Source organism: Terrabacter terrae, assembly GCF_039529575.1.
Classification (GTDB): domain Bacteria; phylum Actinomycetota; class Actinomycetes; order Actinomycetales; family Dermatophilaceae; genus Terrabacter; species Terrabacter terrae.
In genome coordinates, this window is sequence record NZ_BAAANB010000021.1 from 79,444 (window position 1) to 100,576 (window position 21,133).

Consider the following 21,133-nt stretch of genomic DNA (forward strand, 5'->3'; position numbering starts at 1 on the left):
CACAGGCAGCCGCAACGGCCAGCGTCTTGAGTCCTTGCAGAGCGTGCGTTTTTCCGAACTTGCCCATGTGGGCCTCCGTTCGAGCCGACCCGTGGGCCTGCCCCTCAATTGAAGGACGGCGGGTCACCTCGGGCCTGGCCAGCGAGCCCGTCCGGGCCCGCGAGTCGACGTGCTCGACGCGTCTTCGCTCTCGTCCACACCAGTGGTGGACCGGTGTAATCGCAGGCTAGGGCTCAACCCGACGTATGGTCGCAAATCGGCAAAATACTCGTAAAGTTCCCAGGAAGCACTTTTTCGCTTCCCGCCGGAGCTGGAGCATCTACGGAAAACCACGACCGGCGGAGCCCGCTTAAAGCCCGCGCGATCAGCCATCCGCCAGATCCGCAAGAAGCAGCCCCGGCTAACCGCCCTTTTCCAGACTCGAGCAAGGCGCGCTGCGCCACACTGCCCCCGGCGTAACGCGGGCGGGTCGGGCGGCGATATACGGACATAGGGCGGCGCCGGCCCACTACTGCGACGCGGTCGGCGCCTCCCTGTCTGCACCGTAGAGGGCCTCACCCGCACGACCGGGCGGAGACCGCCCATGAAGGGGCAGGTGCGCGGCGATGGTGACTCCTGAGGAGCTTGCGTCGTTCCTGGTGAAGACTGCGGCCGCCCTCGCCCGACTCGACAACAGGCTTGGTCCGGAGGATGACGCGTTCCGCGAGCTGGCGATGGGCGAGCTCGTGAACGAGATGCCCGTTCCGAACTACTTCCCCGACTGTCAGGAGCAGTTGGCTCTCGGCGTCGACCCGGTCGTGGCACTGTCGCAGCTCTTTGTCCGGCAAGCTGGGTCCTACACGGAGGCCGGTGCGCGCGCGTGTTCGATGATCGTGGACGTCGCCGTCCTGCACCTGGCCCGTGCCGTCGGCGGCGACGCCGCCCAGCGCTTCCTCGAGGACCTGGACCTGCACGCTCGAGTAGCTGAAGGGGACTGAGGGCCTTGGCCCCTTAGCGCCTTCGTGAGCACGTTGCCCGGCAATCAGGGTCGACGCCAAGCATGTGATGGCGCGCTGCAGAAGGCGCGCACAGCAAGCGCGGACCGGGTCGTCGCTGGTTCCAGGTCCCGCCGTTCGACGATGCGACCGCATCGTTTCGCCGCGGACGGGGGCCGGCGCCGCAGTTCGCGATCGACGGAAGTCCTTGCAGTAATGCAGGGGGCGGCGCCGCTCGGCTGCCGTCGTGAAGTGTGGGATTGCGACGGCAGCGCCTCCGCCCAGGGCTGGGGGCATCTGGGCGCTCAGGCCGCCCTATCGATGAGGGCCAGAGGGCGGCATCGTGCCATCGTCCCGGAGCCGGGCAGCACCGTCTTGAGAACGGGATGGGTCGTCTGGTTTCCCACACGTGCCCCGCCGACATAGGAGCCCCCGCCCTAGGAAGTGGGCGGGGACTCCGTGCTGGCCGTTGAACGGCGCCGCACACCGTCGGGGCGCAGGATGCGGTCACGCCGAGACCATCGCCGGGTGGGCCAGCACCACGCCGCGCCTGGCAACACGTCCCCTGGTTGTCGCCGCAAACAGAGGGCGTCAGCGGCCTGCTCCCTCTAACGCCGCACCAACTAGCGCTCATCGGCAGATCGGGTAGATCACGACCCTCGCCAAACGGGCCGGGCTAGGGCTCGAGGCCTGCCCAGGCGGCGAGGCGGGTTCGGAGCTCGCGGGTGAGAACGCCGAGTGAGTCTGCTAGGTCTTCCTCGCGGAACGTGTTCGTCGCCGGGGGGATGCACCACACGTCCTGCATCGTCTCGTCGCCGTCAAGCGCTGCCGTGACGTCCTGCGCCATCATCGCGAGCCGGGGCGTCACCACCTCGTGCGCCGCGATGAGTCCGGCGGCCAGGTCCCATGAGTCGCCGTTCCTGGCTTCCCACGCCTCGATGAGCGTGTTTACGTCGTCTCGGGCAGCCTGGGCGTTCGTGGAACCCCGGCGTCTGGATCTCGAGAGCCCGCGCTGGGCCATGAGGACAGCGGCGAGACCGCGCAGCGCCTGGGGGTCGGAGATCACGGATGGCTCGCTCGTGTCCGGGTCGCCGGCGTAGAGCTGGATGAGAGGCGCGTACTTGAGGTGTTCGTCGACGAGGTGGAGTGACCAGAGCGGCTCTTCCGTCGTCAGGTCGAGACCGATGAACCTCTGGAACTCCGGCTCGTCTCCGGCGGCCTCCACCGTCTCCTTGCGGATCGCGAAGTTCGTGCTGCCGAGGTTCCGCCTGGTGACGCTCATGGTGCTCCTTCACGCTGGCGCCGTGGTGACGAGTGGTGGGCGCCGGTCAACTACTTCATCGAGCCGGACGGCGTCGCGATCCAGCAATAGCTGCCAGCGAGGGCTCTGAGCCCGGTCGGTCGCTGACCACATCCGCAGCGCGAGAACGGCCCGCCTGTTACCGGCTCCCTCTACCGTTCAGGCGGCGCGAGCACGGCGCACCCCGGCGGTAGAGCCGCCGAGCGGCTGGCCGAACAGCCCAGGGAACGACAAAACCGCAGGTCAGAGGCGTCTGACCTGCGGTTTCGAGTTGTGGCCAGGGGCGGGGTCGAACCGCCGACCTTCCGATTTTCAGTCGGACGCTCGTACCAACTGAGCTACCTGGCCGGGACAACGAGTGGAACTATAGCCGACCGGCGAGGTCATCCCGCAAACCGCCCACGGCGGCCACCGAAGACCGTTCGTGGGCGAGCGGACGTGCGCGGCGTCGTCCCGTGAGACGATGCCACCGCCTGGGGAGGGCCGGGTCACACGCCCCGACCGCGACCGGCGCTCGACCGACCATCGACGCGCCAGCACCGACCACGAACCCCAAGGGGGACAGGCCATGACTGACGACGGACCCGCCCTGAACGGCGACTGGGACCTCGACCCGGCACACACACGCATCGGCTTCTCGGCTCGTCACGCCATGGTGACCACGGTCCGCGGCTCGTTCAACGACGTGGCCGGGCACTTCTACGCCGATCCTGAGGACATGACCCGGTCCCAGGCCGAGGTGACGCTCAAGGTCGCCAGCATCGACACGCGCAGCCGGCAGCGGGACGACCACCTGCGCAGCCCCGACTTCTTCGACGTCGAGAAGTTTCCCGAGATCCGCTTCGTCAGCACCAACATCGAAGAGGTCGGGGACAACGCGTTCATGGTCAGTGGCAACCTGACCATCCGCGACGTCACCAGGCCGGTCACGCTGCCCATCGAGCTCATCGGCGTGCAGACCGACGCCACGGGCGCGCTGCGTGCTGGTTTCGAGGGCTCGCGCCGGATCAACCGTCGCGACTTCGGCCTGGAGTGGAACGTCCCGCTCGACGCCGGTGGCGTCCTCGTCTCGGAGCGCATCTCGCTCGAGTTCGAGATCTCCGCAGTCAAGCGCGAGAAGGACCCGCAGGGCTGAGTCAGGCCGCAGGGCCCTTGGTGCGCACGTCGGCGACGTGGGCCATCGCGTCGCGCAGCTCGCCCAGCCAGTCGCTCTCGTGCTGCCCGACCAGCTTGACGCACCAGGCCAGCGCCTCGGCGCGCGACCGCGCGACGCCGGCGTCGACGAGCGTGTCGAGGACGAGCCGCTCGGGCTGGCGCAGGCGCGTCATGGTCGGAGCCGCGACGTGGGTCCAGAGCTCGGTGCGGTCGCCGACGCGCCCGGCCCAGGAGACCTTGCGGTCGAAACGGTGCTGGGCCTCGCGTGCGATCTCCATGCGCCTCCCGCGGGTGTCCTCGCGGAAGGCCCTGCTCCGGCCGGCCCTCGCCTCGGCGCGCTCGGCGTCGCTCGAGCCGTCCGGCAGGTCGACGTCGGCGATCGTCAGGACGACGGTGATCTCCTCACGGTCGACGGTGATCTCGGGTGGCGTGCTGCGCCACTCCTCGGGCAGGCGGCCGACGAACCAGCCACGCACTCGCTCCTGTGCTTCGTTCGTAATCATGTAATCAGCATTACTCCGTTACTCGACGCGGTCAACGGGTTACGCCCCCGGCGAAGCGAGAGGCCGTATGCCGTGTGGGCCCGGGCAGGACGGCATACGCGCTCCGTGGGGCCCGGAGCGCGCGGCGGTCGATCCGGAGGCGCCTAGAGTTGGGGACCGTGCAGTTCCTCAACGGCCTCCAGCCCCAGCTCGACCTCACCTACGACGACGTCTTCATGGTGCCGAGCCGCTCGTCCGTCACGAGCCGCCTCGACGTCGACCTCTCGAGCGTCGACGGCTCGGGCACGACCATCCCGATCGTCGTGGCCAACATGACGGCTATCGCCGGGCGGCGGATGGCCGAGACCGTGGCCCGTCGGGGTGGGATCGCCGTCATCCCGCAGGACATCCCGGTCGAGGTCGTCCGTGAGGTCGTCGCCTGGGTCAAGGAGCGCCACCTCGTGCACGACACGGCGATCACCCTCGAGCGCCACATGACCGCCGGCGAGGCGCTGGTCCTCATCGGCAAGCGCGCCCACGGGGCAGCGGTCGTCGTGGACGGGCCCAAGCCGGTCGGCATCGTCACCGAGCGGGACCTGACCGGCGTCGACCGCTACACCCAGGTGCACGACGTCATGCACGAGGACCTGCTCGTGCTGCCCGAGGCCCTCGACCCGCAGGAGGCCTTCGAGCGGCTGTCGGCAGCGCGGCGCAAGCTGGCGCCGGTCGTCTCGGAGCACGGCGAGCTCGTCGGCATCCTCACCCGCGGCGGCGCGGTCCGCGCGGGTCTCTACCGGCCCGCCGTCGACGACGCGGGACGGCTCCGGGTCGCGGCCGCCGTCGGGATCAACGGCGACGTGGCGGCCAAGGCCGCCGAGGTGCTCGACACCGGCGCCGACGTCCTCGTCATCGACACTGCGCACGGCCACCAGGACAAGATGCTCGACGCGCTGCGGGCGGTCCGGGCCCTCGACCCGCGCGTGCCGGTCGTGGCCGGCAACGTCGTGTCCGCCGCCGGCACACGTGAGCTCATCGAGGCGGGCGCCGACATCGTCAAGGTGGGCGTCGGCCCGGGCGCCATGTGCACGACTCGCATGATGACCGCCGTCGGACGACCGCAGTTCTCCGCGGTGCTCGAATGCGCCACCGCTGCAAGAGAGCTCGGCAAGCACGTCTGGGCCGACGGCGGCGTCCGGCACCCGCGCGACGTCGCGCTCGCCCTCGCCGCCGGCGCCTCCAACGTCATGATCGGCTCGTGGTTCGCCGGCACCCTCGAGTCCCCGGGCGACCTCTACACCGACAACGACGGGCGGCAGTACAAGGAGTCGTTCGGCATGGCCAGCAGCCGGGCGGTGCGCAACCGGACCGCCACCGACACCGAGTACGACCGGGCCCGCAAGTCCCTCTTCGAGGAGGGCATCAGCACGGCGCGCATGTACGTCGACCCCGCGCGCCCGTCGGTCGAGGACGTCCTCGACCAGATCGTCGCGGGCCTGCGCAGCAGCTGCACCTATGCCGGAGCGCGCACCCTCGAGGAGTTCCACGAGCGGGCGGTCGTCGGGCTCCAGAGCACCGCCGGCTTCGCCGAGGGACGCCCCCTGCACACCTCCTGGTGAGGCTCAGCGGGTGCGGACCGGCGCCGGCACGCCCGGCGCAGCGGGACCGACGTAGGCCGCCGTGAGGCGCGGAAAGCGCGTGGCGAGCTGCGAGCGGTCGACCGGCGTGCCGATCGGCTCTGCATAGACGCTGCTGCCGTCCGGCGCGCCACTTCCCTCGTCGTACGGGTCGCGGCCCGTCTTCGCCTGCCAGACCTCGGTCGGTGCGAACTCGAGCGGCTCGGTCATGGCGATCTGCTCGTCGTCGACCGGGCCGCGACCGGCGAGCGAGTCGGGGTCGGCGACGAAGGCCTCGAACACCGTGCGGCCCTGGTAGAGCACCCAGGTGCGGAAGTTCACGAACACGTCCTGGCTCGTGTAGCCCATGATGGTCTCGGCCGCGGCACGGTGGACGAACGTGTTGGCCCGGGCCATCTGCGCGACGAACTGTTTCTCGTACGCGACGATCCGCTCGACGGGCATGGCTCGGAGCTGATCGGTCAAGGCGCGCGCCGCGGCCGCGGGGTCGGGCCCTGCGACGCCGTCGACGAGGGCCCAGAACTCGTCCGGCGACATCGCAGCCGCGCCAACGGTGTCGTGGCGCGATGGTGCTCCCGCCGGCGCGCTCGGTGGGCTGACCTGGGTCCCCGGCGCACCGGGTGTGGTGACCACCGTCCCGTTCCCTGCCACCGTCGTGCTGGGCAGTGGGGCGTACGCGTACCAGCCCGTGGCGCTCGGCTCCACGGGAGTCGGCGAGCCACCGGGCGACGACGGGGAGCCGCAGCCGGCGAGCAACACGAGGCCCGCGCACAGCACTGCGGTGCGCAGTCGGCGCGCAGGAGGCATGGCGCGCAGTCTGGCACCTCGCGCGCGACGCTGGTGGATGAATCGCTCCGGGCGCCGATGGCGCCGATGGTGCCGGTAGCGCCGATCACGTTCGCCTCATGGTTCGCCGAACTGTGTCGTGACCACCCCACCAACCGCGACCACGAGGCCGTCGACCGCCGTCGCACCGAGGTCACCGGCGAGCGGGAGGAGGCACCCGGCATACGAGAGCCTCGAAGCGTCAGTGCCGCTTGCGGCCGACCTCGACGATGCGCCAGCCGCGCTCGCGGGCCAGCTCGCGCAGCTCGCGGTCCGGGTTCACGGCGACGGCGGTGCCGACCCGCTCCATCATCGGCAGGTCGCTGATCGAGTCGCTGTAGGCACTGCAGCGGGCGAGGTCGTAGCCGCGTTCGGCGGCCAGCTTCTCCATCTCCACGACCTTGCCCGCGCCGTAGCAGAACTCGCCGACGAGATGCCCCGTGTAGCGGCCCTCGGCGTCGAGCTCGCTGCGGGTCGCCACGGCCCCTTCGAGCCCGAGAGCCGTTGCGATGCGGCTCACGAGCTCGATGGGCGAGGCCGACACGACGATCCGGTCGTGCCCGAAGGCACGGGCGTCGGAGAGCAGCGTCATCGAGGCGGGGATTGCCTTGCGGACGATGCCCGGCACGATGGCGTCGGTCAGGTGGATGATGTCCGACTGGCGGATGCCGGCGACGGCCCGGAGGATGCGCTCACGCAGTGCCTCCGAGCCCTCGTCGGTCGAGCCCTTGCGGTGGAAGGTCACCGCGTTGACGGTGTCCTTGACGAGGTCCTTCCACGGCACGTGGCCGCTGCGGAAGGCCGCGATCGCGAGCGGGTAGTTCGCCGAGCCGCGGATCAGGGTCCGGTCCAGGTCGAAGAACGCTGCCGTCGGCACGCCGGACATCGGGCTCAGCCGACGTTGGCGACGAGTGGCAGCGAGGCCCGCCGCGGCGGCACGGGGGCGTTGACGGCCTTGGCCGCCTGCTTCGGCCGCTTCTGACGGTTCGGCAGCGCGAGGCGGAAGACCTTGGCCCACGCCTCGTAGACCTGCTTGGGCAGCGGGCCGGTCGTGTAGGGCAGGCCGTAGCGCTGGCAGATCTCGCGCATCTCCACCGCGACCTCGTGGTAGCGGTTGCTCGGCAGGTCGGGGAAGCAGTGGTGCTCGATCTGGTGGCTGAGGTTGCCGGTCATCAGGTGCATGAGCTTGCTGCCGGAGATGTTGGCCGAGCCGAGCATCTGGCGGATGTACCAGTCGCCGCGGGTCTCGCCCTCGATCTCCTCCTCGGTGAAGGTGTCGACGCCGTCGGGGAAGTGGCCGCAGAAGATGACCGAGTGGGCCCAGACGTTGCGGATCGCGTTGGCGGTGAAGGTGCCGAGGAGGGCCTGCTTGCCAGAGCCGAACGGCACGGCGGCCAGCGGGGTCGCGGCGTAGTCCTTGGTGAACTGGCGCAGCACCTTGCGGCCCATCGCCTTGAGGTCCTTCTTCAGTGCGTCCGTGGACTTCTCGCCGTTCTTGACCGCCTCGAGCTCGAGGTCGTAGATCGCGATGCCCCACTCGAAGAAGGGCGCGAGCACCATGTTGATGGCTGGGTCGAAGATGTGGGCGAAGTGCCAGGGCTGGTCCTCGTCCATGCGCAGGATGGAGTAGCCCACGTCCTTGTCCTTGCCCAGCACGTTGGTCCACGTGTGGTGCAGGTCGTTGTGGGTGTGCTTCCACGCGGCGGCGGGCGTGACGAAGTCCCACTCCCATGTCGTGGAATGGATGTCGGGGTCGCGCATCCAGTCCCACTGGCCGTGCAGGACGTTGTGGCCGATCTCCATGTTCTCGAGGATCTTGGCGATCGAGAGCATCGCGGTGCCGGCGACGAACGCCGTCTTCTTCTTCGACAGCAGCAGCGTGGCGCGGCCGGCGACCTCGAGGGTGCGCTGCACCCGGATGACGCGTCGGATGTAGGCCGCGTCCTTGGCGCCGCGCGAGGCGATGATGCGGTCGCGGATCGCGTCCAGCTCCTGGCCCAGGCGCTCGACATCCGCTTGCGACAGGTGCGCGGCGGCGCTCGGGCGCTTCACGGGTCCTCCGGACGCCGCGAGGACCGGCTTTCGGGGCCGGATCGTCGTGGCGGTGGCCCCGGCGGTCGCTGCAGCCCCGGCGTCTCCGGCACGGGTGGGCGCCGTCGTCGGTCGGTTCGTGGTGGCGGTCATTCGGTGTTTCCCTTCCTAGATGTCCAGGTGGACAGGTCCGGCGGCCGCGTTGACGCAGGTCTGGATCAGCTCGCCCTCGTCCCCGTGCACCTCACCGGTGCGCAGGTCGCGGATCTTGCCGGCGACGAGCGGGACGAGGCAGCTGCGGCAGATGCCCATGCGGCACCCGCTCGGCATGACGACGCCGCAATCCTCGCCGGCCTCGAGGAGGGGGACGTCGCCGCCCACCTCCACTTCCTTGTCCGACTTCTCGAACGTCAGCAGCCCGCCCTCGCCGCCGGCTCCCTCGAGCAGGACGGGGGCGAAGCGCTCGATGGTCAGCGCGGGGGTGCCTGCGGCGCCGTCGGCCGTCGCGTGGTCGGCCGCGGCCCCCTCGCGCTCCCACAGCGCCGTGGCGGCGTCGAGGAAGTCGGTGGGGCCGCAGGCGTATGCCGCCCGCTCGCGCCAGTCGGGACAGAGCGTCTCGAGGTCGGTGGGGTCCGAGAGGTCGAGGCGGCGGCCGTTCTCCTCGCGGGTGAACCAGTGGCGGACCTCGAGGCCCGGGAACTGGTCGGCCAGCTCGAGCAGCTCGTCGTGGAAGAGGGCGTCGTCGCGGGTGCGCGCGGAGTGGATGAGCACGACGTCGGCGTCGGGCCGGCGCGGCACGAGCGTGCGGATCATCGACATCACCGGCGTCAGGCCGCTGCCGGCCGTCAGCATGAGCAGGGGCCGGGGGTGCTCGGGGAGCACGAAGTCGCCCTGCGGGGTGTCGAGGAAGAGGATGTCGCCGACCTTGGTGCTGCGGGCGAGCGCCGTGGAGACCATGCCGATCGCCGTCACCGTGATGGCGGGGTCGTGACCGACGGCTGCCGAGAGGGAGTAGCTGCGCCACTGGCGCACGCCGTCGATCTCGACGCCGATGCGGGCCCACTGGCCGGCGGCGTGGGGGTTCCAGCCGCGACCGGGACGGAAGTGGATCGTCGTGGAGTCCGGGGTCTCGCGCTCGACCTTGGTCACGACGCCGCGCAGCTGCCGGGCGGAGGCGAGCGGGTTGACGAGGTTCAGGAAGTCCTCGGGCTCGCGCGGGGTCGTCAGGATCGACGCCACACGCCGGAGAGCTCTGAACTGGGTCATGATCTCCATTCTCCCGTCCGCAGGCCCCTGGCATCTTGGGCTGGCGCGTACTCTTTGGGCCAAGAGATTGTCTCCTCACGACAAATTCCAGGAGGACGTCGTGGCGCAGGCCACATCCGACCCCCCGTGGTTGTCTTTACCAGCCGAAGTAGCGACGGTGCTGCGGCCGGTCGTGAGTGACATCGTCGAGGCGATCATCGAAGGCATACCCCGAGACGTCCCGGTGTACGCGATGCCGATGGAGGGCCGCTTCGGGCAGGGGGTGCGCCAGGGCGTGACGGTGGCGCTCAACCGCTTCCTCGACCTGCCCGGCACCCGCCTGCCGGCCCTGTCCGAGGACGGCAAGTGGGTCTACGAGAGCCTCGGCCGGGGCGAGGTGCGCTCGGGCCGCAGCCTCGAGTCGCTGCTCGCCGCCTACCGCTACGGCGCCCGTGTCACGTTCCGCGCGATCTCCCGCACCGTGGACGTCTCGCAGATGTCCCCCGACGTGCTGCTGTCGCTCGGGGAGTCGCTCTTCGCGTACATCGACGAGCTCTCGGCCGCGAGCGCCCAGGGGTATGCACAGGAGCAGTCCGAGCGAGCGGGGGAGCAGCTGCGGCTGCGCAGCGAGCTGCTCGAGATGATCCTGCGCGGCGACTCCAGCGACGGCGGCGTGGCCCGGCTCGCCGCAGCCGTGGGCTGGACGCTGCCCGACGTGGTGGTGGTCGCCCTCGTGCCGTTCCCGCACGTCGAGGGCCTGCGGGCGGCCCTCGGCACTGAAGGGCTCGTGGCCGAACGCGGCACGGACGTCGTCATCGTCTACCCCTTCGGCAGCCAGCCGGCACGCCGCCGTGAGCTGGGACGGGCCCTGCGCGGGCGCCCCGCCATCGTCGGGCCGGCACGACCCTGGCAGCAGGCCGGCGAGTCGCTGCACCTGGCCACCTCCGCGGGGGCGCACGGCGTCGGGGTGGCAGACGAGGGCGGGCCGGTCGCGCCTGTGTGGGTCGAGGACCACCTCGCCGAGCTCGTCGTGCAGGCCGAGCCCCTCGCCACCGCCGAGCTGGCCCGGACACGGCTGGCGCCGCTGGACGGGCTGCGGCCGGCCGTGCGTGAGCGCCTCACCGAGACGCTCCTGTCGTGGCTGCGCCACCAGGGGCAGCGGACGCCGGTGGCCGAAGAGCTGTTCGTGCACCAGCAGACCGTCGGCTATCGCGTCGCCCAGCTCAAGGAGCTGTTCGGTGACGCGCTCGAGGACCCGGAGGTCCGGTTCGAGCTCGAGCTCGTCCTGCGCGCCGGCCACCGCTGACTCCCGCCGGGAGGCGCGAGAGCCGAGGGATGCGAAGAGGCGCCGCTCTCTGTTGAGAGCGGCGCCTCTGGGTGGGGCGACCCCGACCGGGCTCGAACCGGCGACCTCCGCCGTGACAGGGCGGCGCGCTAACCAACTGCGCTACGGGGCCTTGATGGTGGTGCGTGTGGAACTGTACTGCGTATCCCCAACGGGATTCGAACCCGTGCTGCCGCCGTGAAAGGGCGGAGTCCTAGGCCGCTAGACGATGGGGACCTGCCCGACCTATCCGTTGGGACGTCGAAACTATATGGGAGTTTCCGGTGCCGGCCAAATCGGCTCCGGGCCTCCCGCCGCCCCCGCCGATCAGCCCTTGGCCCAGGCGCGGACCTCGTCCACGGACCATGTCGTGACGATCCGCTCGGCGGGGATGCCGAGGCGCTCGGCGCGCTCGCAGCCGAGGGACTTCATGTCGAGCTGGCCGGGCGCGTGCGCGTCGGAGTCGATGGTGAAGAGGCACCCGAGGTCGCGGGCCAGCTCGATGAGCTCGTCCGGGGGGTCACAGCGCTCGGGGCGGGAGTTGATCTCGACCGCGACGTCGTTCTCGAGGCAGGCGCGGAACACCTTCTCGGCGTCGAACTGCGACGGCGGCCGCTTGCCGCGTCCCCCCGTGACGAGCTGGCCGGTGCAGTGGGCCAGCACGTTGGTGTGCGGGTTGCGCACCGCCGCGACCATCCGCGGGGTCATCTCGAACGACGGCTGGCGCAGCTTGGAGTGGATCGAGGCCGTGACGACGTCGAGCTGGTCGAGCATGTCGTCGTCCTGGTCGAGGCTGCCGTCGAGGTGGATGTCGACCTCGATGCCCTTGAGGAGCGTGAACGCGGCGCCGAGGCTTGCGTTGATCGCCTCGACCCGCTCCAGCTGCTCGGTGAGGCGCTCGCGGCTCAGGCCGTTGGCCACCGTGAGGCGGGGGGAGTGGTCGGTCAGCGCCATCCACTCCTGCCCGAGGTCGACGGCCGCGAGGACCATCTCCTCGATGGGGCTCCCCCCGTCGCTCCAGTTGGAGTGGGCGTGCAGGTCGCCGCGCAGCGCCGCATACAGCTCGGCGCCGTCCCGGGTCAGCGGCTCGCCGTGCTTCTCCTCCGCGGAGACGAGGTATGCCGGCAGCACCCCGCGCACGGCCTGGCCGATGATGGCGGCGCTGGAGTCACCGATCCCCTTGAGCTGCTTGAGGGTTCCGGTCTCGACCCGCTCGCGCAGCTCGGCCTCGGGCACCAGGGTGATGCCGTCGATCGCCTTGCGGAAGGCGTCGATCCGGTAGCTGCTCTCGCGGCCGCGCTCGAGCAGGAAGCAGATGCGGCGGAGCGCGTCGAGCGGGCTGATCGGGGCCTGCGGGGGCGTCGGCTGCTCCATGCCGAGCAGCCTAACCGGGGCCTGACGGCGGGGTCCCGGTTCGGCGGCCGGAGGAGACCGTCACCGTTGCAGGGGTGGAAGGGTGCCTCCGCCGGGCACCTTCCCCAGAGGGGCCGGCGTCGGTGGTTCGACGCGGACGATGTCGCCGTACTGCTGGACGAGGAGCCCGGTCGACGAACCGTCGGCGACCACGACGACCTGGTCGCTGCGCCCGTCCTGGGTCACCCCGACGATCTCGACTCCCTTGCTGCGCCACAGCTCGCGCTGGTCGACGACCTCGTGCGCCACCTTCTGCTTCTGCGCGAAGGTGTGGCTCCGAATGACGAACTCGACGTCTGTCGACGCGGGCATGGCGCCGGCGACGAACGACTCCAGGCCGGGGTCGTGCCGGGTGACGGCGACGGCCACGCGGTCGCCCGTGCGGGTGGCGGCATACGCCCCCGAGAAGACGTCGGGCCAGCGCGAGGCGACGGTGGAGTCGATGGCGTCGAAGGCGTTGGTCTGCCGGGTCGAAAGGGCGCCGAACCAGGTCCGGATGTCACGGGCGGACGGCATGGAGGGACCGACGGCGCGGCCGCCGGGGGCAGTGCTGCCCTGCAGCGACTCCGGTGCGCTCGCGCCGCCGGCGGAGGAGGACTCCTTGCCGGACCGGGCAGCTGAACCCGCCGAGACGCTGTTCGAGGACGGGCCGTGCGTGGTCGCGACCCACGTGCCACCGACCGCGCCGACGACGACGAGGGCCGCGGCGGCGCCGAACACGGTGGAACGGTGCCGGGAGGTGCGTGCCCGTCCACGCTGGAGCGCCCGCTGGGCGAAGAGGTCGTCGCGTGGCGGCTCGAGGTCGTTCATCGTGGACAGCACCTTTCGCAGCTGCAGCTCGCCCGGCTCAGGCGCGACGTCGCGCTCCCGCCGGCCACGTGTCGCGTCGCTCATGAGACCGCTCCTGCCCCGCTGAGTGGTGGTTCGGCCAGCCGGCCCCGCAGGGCGGCGAGGCCGCGGGAGATGTGGCTCTTGATCGTGCCCTCGGCGACGCCGGTGCACTCGGCGATCTGGGGGACGGTGAGGTCCTCCCAGAACCGCAGGACGAGGATGGCGCGCTGCTTCTCCGGGAGGTCCTCGAGCAGGGCCGTCAGGGTCATCGCCAGCTCGCGGTCGTGCTCCACCGTGACCGGCTCGGGGGCCGCGTCGGTGAGGACCTCGCGGCGGCGTTTGCGCTGGTCGTTGAGGAAGAGGTTCATCATCGTGCGTCTCGTGTAGGCGGTCTCGGCCCCGGCGGCGATCCGCGGCCACGCGACGTACACGCGGGCCAGCGCCTCCTGGACCAGCTCGTCGCCGTCGGCCCAGTTGCCGCAGAGCAGGTAGGCGCGGCGGCGCAGCATCGTCTGCCGCGCCTCCACGAAGCTGCGGAATGCCGCCTCGTCCCTGCGTCTCATGTGCTCCCGCCGATTCGGTCGTCAGGCTCCGAGTGTCTCGTACACCTCCATGGACACGCGGGTGCCGCGAACCGTTGCACGCCGCCCGTGAGGTTCGTCGGAGGGCCAGGGGCGCGTGCCGTATGCCGTCAGGCGGGGCGGCGCGCTCAGCCCACCCGGCCGAGGGTGAGCAGGGCGAACAGCAGGGCGGCGACCGTCTCTCCGTCGTCGATGCCGCCGCTGCGGACGAGGTCGAGCACCTCCGGGACCGGGACGCGCCGAACCTCGCCGATGCCCTCCTCGGCACGGGCCGCCTCGTCGTCGACGGCTGCGCGCGAGAGGCCGGTGGCGAGGAAGACCACCTCTGGCGCGCGGCAGATGCCGTTGAGCGCGTTCATGGTGCCGACCTGCTGCCAGTGCTCGGCCACGAGCCCCGTCTCCTCGGCGAGCTCGCGCCGGGCGGCGTCGACCGGGTCCTCGCCGTCGGTGCCGCCGGCCGGGACCTCGAGCGAGGGGCCCACGGTGTGGCGGTCGACCGTCACGAGCACGACCTCGTCCTCGTCGGTCACGGCGACGACGAAGACCGCCGGCCGCCGCACCTCGACGACGCCGTAGATGCCGTCGGCGCCGTCGGGCCGGGTGACGGCGTCCTCCTGCACGCGGATCCACGGGTTCTCGTAGACCAGCCGCGAGCTGGTCGTGGGCCACGTCATGCTGCGGCCTCGAGCGCCAGGAGGCGCTGCTTGGCCGGCAGCCCGCCGAGGTAGCCCCCGAGCGCGCCGTCCGAACGCAGCACGCGGTGGCACGGGACGACGATGGGCAGGGGGTTGGTCGCGCAGGCCGATCCGACCGCGCGCACGGCCCGCGGGCTCCCGGCGGCGGCCGCGACCTGCGCGTAGCTCTCGGTCGACCCGTACGGGATCTCCCCGAGGTGCTGCAGGACGGCGCGACGGAAGCCTCGTGCGAGGCGGAGGTCGAGCGGCACGTCGAACCCGTGCCGGCGACCCGCGAAGTAGTCGTCCAGCTCGCGGGCGAGCAGGTCGAGGCGGTCGCCGCCCTCCAGGATGCGCGGCCCGACGGTCGTGCCCAGCCAGTCGAGGACCCGCTCGTGGTCCTCGCGCTCGAAGGCGACGCGGACGACCCCGGCCGGCGTCGCTGCCAGGAGCAGGGAGCCGACGGGTGAGTCGACGGTGCGGTAGGTCACGTCGAGCGCGTCCTCCGCCAGTGCGCGTCGCAGGAGCCCGGAGTGCAGCTCGGCGAGCCGGGCGTCGTCGGCGGCGGAGGAGCCGCCGAGGAGCTGGGTCAGGCTGTCAGACATGGGTGCTCACCCTTCCTTGGGGTGCGTAGGTTGATCGGAGCCGGGCGATGCCGTCGGCCGCGGCCCGGCGTGCGGCAGCCGGGGTGCCGCCGACGATGCGGGCGACCTCGGGGTGGGGCAGCCCAGCGACGTGGTGGTAGGCGACGCAGAGGCGTTGCTTCTCGGGGAGCATCGCCAGGCACGTCCACAGATCGGCGTCGTGGAGCGCCTCCTCCGGCTGGTCGGCTCGTGGTGCCGTGACCTCGGGCAGCTCGGCCACCGGCACGGCGTGGCGGGCGCCGGCGCGCACGACGTCCAGCGCCTTCCGGTGCGCGATCGTGACGAGCCACGCCCGCACGTTCGCGTCGCCCGGCAGCCCGGGCCACGCCCGGAGCGCCGCCAGGAAGGTCTCCGACCAGGCGTCGTCGGCGTCGGTGGGGCCGAGCAGGGCACGACACACGCGCAGCACCACGGCCCCGTGCTCGGTGACGGCCTGCTCGAACGGTCGCTTCATGCCCTGTAGACGCTCCGGCCTCGGGAAGTGTGAGGTCACCCAGTGTGGCGGATCGCAGCCGACGCGCACGGGAGCGGGACGGGGCTCACGCAGTGCGGCGGCGGGTGAGCTCGCACGCCCGCTTCGCGCACCGGAGCGCCGGTCCGGCCTCGCGGACCTCGCGACCTCGCAAGCTGCTCCGTTTCGGGGAGCAGCATCAGAGGCTGCGCAGGGTGGCTGCGGCCGCCCGACCGGTACGAGCGCCTGCGCCGGGGAGCGTCAGAAGAGGCGGCCGGATGCGTCGGCCGGAGGTTCCTCGAGCGCGAGGAGGAAGCGCTTGCGGTCGAGGCCACCGGCATACCCGACGAGCGACCCGTCGGAGCCGACGACGCGGTGGCACGGCACGATGACGGCGACGGGGTTGCGCCCGTTGGCCGTTCCGACCGCCTGGGCGAGGTTGCGGTCGCCGAGGGCGAGTGCGAGCTGCCCGTAGCTGCGCGTCTCGCCGTAGGGGATCGTGCGCAGCAGCGCCCAGACGCGCTGGTGGAAGTCGTCGCCCCGCGGCGCGAGCGGCAGGTCGAACACCGTCAGCGCGCCCGCGAAGTACGCGTTGAGCTGGCTGACGGCGGACGCGAACGGCTCGTCGGCCGGGTCGCCGACGTCGCCGAGGACGTCAGGCGCGTCCGGTCGGTACTTGGCCGCGTCCATGAGCACGTGCGTGATGGCGCCCTCGTGGGCCACCACGGTGAGGTCGCCGATCGGGGAGGGCACCAGCACGTGCGCCGGGCTCATCCCTTGTCGTCACCCTGGGGCGTGCCGTGCTGGGCCAGGAGGTCGTCATGGGTGGGGATGGGGAACTCCGCGACGTAGTCGCCGTAGGCGCGGGGGTCCTCCGACGGCTCGAGGTGGCAGGTCAGGGCGATGTCGCCGAAGTCGCGGTGCACGGCATCCTCGACCTCCTCGACGAGGTCGTGGCCCTGCTGCACCGTCCAGGCACCCGGCACGAGCACGTGCACCTCGGCGAACCTGTGGTGGCCCGACAGGCGGGTGCGCAGGGCGTGGAAGTGGACCTCCTGCGTGACGAAGCGGGAGAGGATCTCGGCGATGGCGCGGTTGTCCTCCTTGGGCATCGAGATGTCCATGAGGCCCTCGGTGGACTCGCGGATGAGGCGCCAGCCGGTCCAGACGATGTTGACACCGACGAGGAAGGCGATGATCGGGTCGAGCCGCTCGATGTGGGTCAGGCCCACGAGCAGGACCCCGACCACCACTCCGGCGGAGGTCCACACGTCGGTCATGAGGTGCTTGCCGTCGGCGGTCAGCGTCAGGGACCGGTGCCGTCGGCCGGCCCGGAGCAGCACCACGGCGACCGCGCCGTTGACCGCGGAGGCGACGACCGAGATGGCCAGACCGATGCCGACGTTCTCGATGGGCTGAGGGGCGAGGAAGCGCTCGATCGCGGTGTACATGATCACGAGGGCGGCGACGAAGATCATCATCCCCTCGATGGCCGCCGAGAAGTACTCCGCCTTGGTGTGGCCGAAGTGGTGGTTCTTGTCGGCCGGCATCGCGGCCACCTTCAGCGCGATGAGCACGGCCACGGCGGCGACGAGGTTGACGACCGACTCGGCCGCGTCGGACAGCAGCCCCACGGAGCCGGTGATGCGCCAGGCGACGACCTTCAACGTGATCGTGACGATGGCGGCGGCGATCGACAGGTAGGCGAACCGGCTCAGGTCGCGGGTCTGCTGCGCGCGGGCAGGACCGGCAGGTCCGGTGACGGGAGAGGGGATCGCTGACACCATCCGATTGTCTCAAACGGCAGCGACGGTGGGGACTGTGACCCACGCTTCGCGACGTCGGGTGGCTGTTGGCGATCCGGGCCGAGCGGGTAGGAGGTCAGGCATCCGATCGTTACGAAAGGAGCCCCGAAATGGGTATCGAGGACAAGGCCAAGAACACGGGTGAAGACCTGAAGGGTCAGGCCAAGGAAGCCGCCGGAAAGGTCACCGACAACGAGCGACTCGAGGCCGAGGGCGAGCGTGACCAGGCCTCGGCAGACCTCAAGCAGCGGGGCGAGCAGCTCAAGGACGCGGGCAAGGACGTCAAGGACGCCTTCGACCGCTGACCTTCCGGAGTGGGGTGGGCCGGTCCTCTGGGGCCGGTCCACTGCTCTGTCCGCGCCGCCCGTGCCGACGGACGTGCCGTGTGCCGTTGGCGCGCTCGCGCCGTCGTCCCCTTGCCAGGTGGGCCGGGGTCGGTGAGGCTCGACGGGACGGACGACGTCCCCACCGAGAGGGTTTGCTGTGACGAGCACGAGCACGAGCACGAGCACGAGCACGAGCACGACCGCCAGCGCGAGCGCCGGCACCGTTCCGGCAGCGACCGTCGACGAGATCGCCGCGATGGACGCGTGGTGGCGCGCCAGCAACTACCTGACGATCGGGCAGATCTACCTGCAGCACAACGCGATGCTGCGCCGCCCGCTGGAGCCGGACGACATCAAGCCGCGCCTTCTGGGCCACTGGGGCACGAGCCCGGGGCTGTCGTTCATCTACACGCACATGTCGCGGATCATCCGGCACACCGGCCAGGAGACGATCTACCTCACCGGCCCCGGGCACGGCGGCCCGGCGCTCGTCGCCGCCGGCTACCTCGAGGGCACCTACTCCGAGACCTACCCGAGGGTGACCCAGGACGAGGAGGGTCTGCGGCGTCTCTTCCGGCAGTTCTCCGCCCCGGGCGGCATCCCGAGCCACGTGTCGGTGACCACGCCGGGCTCCATCCACGAGGGCGGCGAGCTGGGCTATGTCCTGGTCCACGCCTTCGGAGCCGTGATGGACAACCCCGAGCTGCTGGCCCTGGCCGTCGTCGGTGACGGGGAGGCGGAGACCGGGCCGCTCGAGGGGTCGTGGAAGGGCATCTCCTTCCTCAACCCCCGCCGCGACGGCGCGGTGCTGCCGATCCTGCACCTCAACGGCGCCAAGATCGCCGGCCCCACCGTGCTCGGTCGCAAGGACCCCGCCGAGGTGCGCAGCCTGCTCGAGGGGCACGGCTACGAAGTGCTGGAGGTGGGGGGTGAGGACCTGCCCGGCATGCACGAGCGATTCGCGGAGACGCTGGCGACGGCATACGCCCGCATCCGCGAGATCCAGCAGGAGGGGCGGGCGGAGGGCTGGACGATGCAGGAGCGCCCGCGGTGGCCGCTCATCGTCCTGCGCACTCCGAAGGGCTGGACTGGTCCTGCCGAGGTCGACGGCGTCAAGGTCACGGGCACGTGGCGCTCGCACCAGGTGCCGCTCTCGGGCGTCAAGGACAACCCGGAGCACCTGGCGCTCCTCGAGAGCTGGATGCGGTCCTACCGACCCGAGGAGCTCTTCGACGACTCCGGCAGGCCGAGGGAGCTTGTGCTCCAGGCCAACCCAGCGGGCGACCTGCGGATGAGCGCATCACCGCACGCCAACGGTGGGGTGCTCACGACTGAGCTCGACCTGCCCGACTTCCGCGACTTCGCGCGCGAGGTGCCCTCGCCCGCCACGGTGCGCGAGGAGTCGACGCGCGCCATCGGCGAGCTGATGCGCGAGCTCTACGTGCGCAACCCCACGACCTTCCGGCTCTTCAGCCCCGACGAGACCAACAGCAACCGGGTGGGAGCGGTGTTCGACGTCTCCGACCGGATGACGGCCGAGCGGGTCACCGACGAGGACGTCAAGCTCTCGCACGACGGCCGCGTCATGGAGGTGCTCTCCGAGCACTCGTGCCACGGCTGGCTCGAGGGCTACACCCTCACGGGCCGCCACGGGCTCTTCGCGACGTACGAGGCGTTCGCGATGGTCAGTGCCTCGATGACGGTGCAGCACAGCAAGTGGCTGCAGGAGGCCAACAAGCTCGAGTGGCGAGCCAAGGTGCCGAGCCTCAACATCCTGCTGACCTCGACGGCGTGGCGCAACGACCACAACGGCTTCTCGCACCAGGGTCCGGGACTCATCCAGACCGTGCTCAACGCTCGCGGCGAGGTGGCCCGGATCTACCTGCCGCCGGACGCCAACTGCCTTCTCTCCGTTGCCGACCACTGCTTCCGGTCGAGGAACTACGTCAACCTCATCGTCATCGACAAGCAGCCCCAGCCGCAGTGGCTGACGATGGACGAGGCGGTCGAGCACTGCGCGGCCGGCGCGGGCACCTGGGACTGGGCGGGCAACGACGACGGCGAGCGCGACCCCGACGTCGTGCTCGCCTGCGCCGGAGACGTCGTGACGATGGAGGTCGTCGCGGCCGCGCAGATCCTCAAGGAGCGGCTGCCGCAGCTGCGCGTGCGCGTCGTCAACGTCGTCGACCTCATGACGCTGCCCCGCGCCCGCAGCCACCCCCACGGCATGGACGACGTGCGCTTCGGCGAGCTGTTCACCGACCACGTGGACGTCGTCTTCGCCTTCCACGGCTACCACGGCGCCATCCACCAGCTCGTCCACGGCCGTCCCGACGCCGACCGCTTCCACGTGCGCGGCTTCAGCGAGGAGGGCACGACGACGACGCCCTTCGACATGGTCGTGCGCAACGGGGTCGACCGCTACCACCTCGTCATGGACGCCATCAACAACGCCGGACGGCAGGTGCGCGGTGCCAGCGAGCTCAAGCCCTGGTGCGAGGAGCGGCTCGCCGCGCACCGGGACCACATCGTCGAGCACCTCGAGGACATGCCCGAGGTCCGGGACTGGGTGATGACCACCGTCGTCGAGGACTGAACGGCGCAAGAGGGCGTATGCCGTGTGGCAGGCCCCACGGCATACGCCCGCTCTCAGTCGCGGCGGGGCGCGACGACGACCTCGATGTCGTTGTCGCGGAAGGACTGCAGCGCAGCGGCGTCCGCTGACTCGTCGGTGACCAGCGTCCACCGGCGCGGCATGACGGCCCAGGCGTGAAAGGGCGACTGGCCGAGCTTCGTTCCGTGGGCGAGGACGTAGGTGTGCTCGGCGCGGCTCATCATCAGCTCCTTGAGCCGGGTCTGCTCGAGGTCGGCCTCGCAGATGCCGCGCTCGGCGTGCACGCTGTCGGCGCCCATGAAGGCGCGGTCGAACGACAGGCGCTGCACGGCGACCTCGGCGAGCGGGCCGACGAAGGCTTGGCTGAGGGGTCGCAGTCGGCCGCCGAGGGCGATGACGTCGATGCCGATGGTGTCGGCGAGAGTGCTCATGGCGCTGATCCCGGCCGTGACGACCGTCAGCTCGGTCAGCTCTGGTTTCTTGGTGATGGCGTCGGCGAGTGCAGCCATCGTCGAGCCGGCGTCGAGGAGCACCATCTCACCGGGCTCGATCTGCGCGGCGGCCCAGTGCGCGATGTCACGCTTGGCGGCGTGCGCTTCGCCGAGGCGCTGGCGCAACGAGGCCTCGGGGTGGTGCGCGAGGCTCATCACCCCGCCGTAGGTGCGGGCCAGCTGGCCCGCCGCCGTCAGCTTGGCGAGGTCGCGCCGGATCGTCGACGCCGTGACACCCAGCTCCTCCGAGAGCTCCTCCACGCTCGCCAGACCACTGGTGGTGGCGAGGCGGACGATCTCGCCCCGACGCGTCTGTGCGGTGTGCCTTGCCAC

At 71.0% G+C, this 21,133-nt stretch carries 21 protein-coding genes and 3 tRNA genes; 6 read left to right on the forward strand and 18 right to left on the reverse strand.

What is annotated here, in order from left to right; translation table 11 throughout:
• The first annotated feature begins 605 nt into the window (after positions 1-605).
• Entirely contained in the window at positions 606-977 is a 372-nt protein-coding gene (locus ABD194_RS10450) for a hypothetical protein (protein WP_343990996.1), read from the forward strand.
• Positions 978-1,650: 673 nt separating this feature from the next.
• Here the strand turns inward: ABD194_RS10450 and ABD194_RS10455 are convergent.
• Together ABD194_RS10455 and ABD194_RS10460 are read right to left on the reverse strand one after the other, a co-directional pair.
• Entirely contained in the window at positions 1,651-2,199 is a 549-nt protein-coding gene (locus ABD194_RS10455; protein WP_343990998.1) for a hypothetical protein, read from the reverse strand.
• A gap of 349 nt (positions 2,200-2,548) precedes the next feature.
• A tRNA-Phe gene (locus ABD194_RS10460) sits at positions 2,549-2,622 on the reverse strand.
• A 220-nt stretch (positions 2,623-2,842) separates the two neighbouring features.
• On the opposite strand from ABD194_RS10460, the gene ABD194_RS10465 reads away from it, so the two are divergent.
• The gene (locus ABD194_RS10465; protein WP_343991000.1) at positions 2,843-3,409 is read left to right on the forward strand and encodes a YceI family protein; all 567 of its coding nucleotides are present in this window, start codon (positions 2,843-2,845) and stop codon (positions 3,407-3,409) included.
• A gap of 1 nt (position 3,410) precedes the next feature.
• On the opposite strand, the gene ABD194_RS10470 is transcribed toward ABD194_RS10465, so the two are convergent.
• Complete coding sequence (locus tag ABD194_RS10470) at positions 3,411-3,932, reverse strand: hypothetical protein (RefSeq protein WP_343991002.1); 522 nt, start codon at positions 3,930-3,932, stop codon at positions 3,411-3,413.
• Between the two features lie 158 nt (positions 3,933-4,090).
• On the opposite strand from ABD194_RS10470, the gene ABD194_RS10475 reads away from it, so the two are divergent.
• Positions 4,091-5,527, forward strand: a complete 1,437-nt coding sequence (locus ABD194_RS10475; RefSeq protein ID WP_343991004.1) for a GuaB1 family IMP dehydrogenase-related protein — start codon at positions 4,091-4,093, stop codon at positions 5,525-5,527.
• Positions 5,528-5,530: 3 nt separating this feature from the next.
• Here ABD194_RS10475 and ABD194_RS10480 read toward each other — a convergent pair whose 3' ends face one another.
• The 4 genes from ABD194_RS10480 to ABD194_RS10495 form a co-directional block, all read right to left on the reverse strand.
• Positions 5,531-6,352, reverse strand: coding sequence for a DUF4240 domain-containing protein (locus tag ABD194_RS10480; RefSeq protein WP_343991006.1), 822 nt, complete (start codon positions 6,350-6,352; stop codon positions 5,531-5,533).
• Positions 6,353-6,572: 220 nt separating this feature from the next.
• A complete protein-coding gene (locus ABD194_RS10485; RefSeq protein ID WP_343991008.1) occupies positions 6,573-7,256 on the reverse strand; it encodes an HAD family hydrolase in 684 nt (227 codons plus the stop codon).
• Between the two features lie 5 nt (positions 7,257-7,261).
• Positions 7,262-8,554: a fatty acid desaturase family protein gene (locus ABD194_RS10490; RefSeq protein WP_343991010.1), complete on the reverse strand. Its 1,293-nt coding sequence runs from the start codon at positions 8,552-8,554 to the stop codon at positions 7,262-7,264.
• Positions 8,555-8,569: 15 nt separating this feature from the next.
• On the reverse strand, positions 8,570-9,667 hold the full coding sequence (locus tag ABD194_RS10495; RefSeq protein WP_343991012.1) for a ferredoxin reductase: 1,098 nt from the start codon (positions 9,665-9,667) through the stop codon (positions 8,570-8,572).
• 100 nt (positions 9,668-9,767) lie between these two features.
• Here ABD194_RS10495 and ABD194_RS10500 point away from each other — a divergent pair, with 100 nt between their 5' ends.
• Positions 9,768-10,952 (forward strand): PucR family transcriptional regulator, encoded by a 1,185-nt coding sequence (locus tag ABD194_RS10500; RefSeq protein ID WP_486388608.1) that lies wholly within the window; start codon positions 9,768-9,770, stop codon positions 10,950-10,952.
• Between the two features lie 77 nt (positions 10,953-11,029).
• On the opposite strand, the gene ABD194_RS10505 is transcribed toward ABD194_RS10500, so the two are convergent.
• From ABD194_RS10505 to ABD194_RS10550, 10 genes are all read right to left on the reverse strand, one after another.
• Positions 11,030-11,103: transfer RNA gene (locus ABD194_RS10505), tRNA-Asp, on the reverse strand.
• Between the two features lie 31 nt (positions 11,104-11,134).
• Positions 11,135-11,207, reverse strand: a tRNA-Glu gene (locus ABD194_RS10510).
• 90 nt (positions 11,208-11,297) lie between these two features.
• Positions 11,298-12,344: a PHP domain-containing protein gene (locus tag ABD194_RS10515; RefSeq protein WP_343991016.1), complete on the reverse strand. Its 1,047-nt coding sequence runs from the start codon at positions 12,342-12,344 to the stop codon at positions 11,298-11,300.
• Positions 12,345-12,404: 60 nt separating this feature from the next.
• On the reverse strand, positions 12,405-13,277 hold the full coding sequence (locus tag ABD194_RS10520) for a hypothetical protein (protein ID WP_343991018.1): 873 nt from the start codon (positions 13,275-13,277) through the stop codon (positions 12,405-12,407).
• Positions 13,274-13,777, reverse strand: a complete 504-nt coding sequence (locus ABD194_RS10525) for a SigE family RNA polymerase sigma factor (protein WP_343991020.1) — start codon at positions 13,775-13,777, stop codon at positions 13,274-13,276. The genes ABD194_RS10520 and ABD194_RS10525 overlap by 4 nt, the downstream gene beginning before the upstream one ends.
• Before the next feature lie 146 nt (positions 13,778-13,923).
• The gene (locus tag ABD194_RS10530) at positions 13,924-14,469 is read right to left on the reverse strand and encodes an NUDIX domain-containing protein (RefSeq protein ID WP_343991022.1); all 546 of its coding nucleotides are present in this window, start codon (positions 14,467-14,469) and stop codon (positions 13,924-13,926) included.
• Positions 14,466-15,074, reverse strand: coding sequence for a methylated-DNA--[protein]-cysteine S-methyltransferase (locus ABD194_RS10535; protein WP_343991024.1), 609 nt, complete (start codon positions 15,072-15,074; stop codon positions 14,466-14,468). The genes ABD194_RS10530 and ABD194_RS10535 overlap by 4 nt, the downstream gene beginning before the upstream one ends.
• Entirely contained in the window at positions 15,067-15,567 is a 501-nt protein-coding gene (locus ABD194_RS10540) for an RNA polymerase sigma factor (protein ID WP_343991026.1), read from the reverse strand. Before ABD194_RS10540 ends, ABD194_RS10535 begins: the two co-directional genes overlap by 8 nt.
• A gap of 258 nt (positions 15,568-15,825) precedes the next feature.
• Complete coding sequence (locus ABD194_RS10545) at positions 15,826-16,338, reverse strand: methylated-DNA--[protein]-cysteine S-methyltransferase (protein ID WP_343991028.1); 513 nt, start codon at positions 16,336-16,338, stop codon at positions 15,826-15,828.
• Complete coding sequence (locus tag ABD194_RS10550) at positions 16,335-17,351, reverse strand: cation diffusion facilitator family transporter (RefSeq protein WP_425579973.1); 1,017 nt, start codon at positions 17,349-17,351, stop codon at positions 16,335-16,337. The genes ABD194_RS10545 and ABD194_RS10550 overlap by 4 nt, the downstream gene beginning before the upstream one ends.
• Before the next feature lie 128 nt (positions 17,352-17,479).
• Between ABD194_RS10550 and ABD194_RS10555 the strand changes: the two genes are divergently transcribed.
• Positions 17,480-17,674, forward strand: coding sequence for a CsbD family protein (locus ABD194_RS10555; RefSeq protein WP_343991030.1), 195 nt, complete (start codon positions 17,480-17,482; stop codon positions 17,672-17,674).
• 178 nt (positions 17,675-17,852) lie between these two features.
• Positions 17,853-20,291: a phosphoketolase family protein gene (locus ABD194_RS10560; RefSeq protein WP_343991032.1), complete on the forward strand. Its 2,439-nt coding sequence runs from the start codon at positions 17,853-17,855 to the stop codon at positions 20,289-20,291.
• A gap of 53 nt (positions 20,292-20,344) precedes the next feature.
• Here ABD194_RS10560 and ABD194_RS10565 read toward each other — a convergent pair whose 3' ends face one another.
• The gene (locus tag ABD194_RS10565; RefSeq protein ID WP_343991034.1) at positions 20,345-21,133 is read right to left on the reverse strand and encodes a DeoR/GlpR family DNA-binding transcription regulator; all 789 of its coding nucleotides are present in this window, start codon (positions 21,131-21,133) and stop codon (positions 20,345-20,347) included.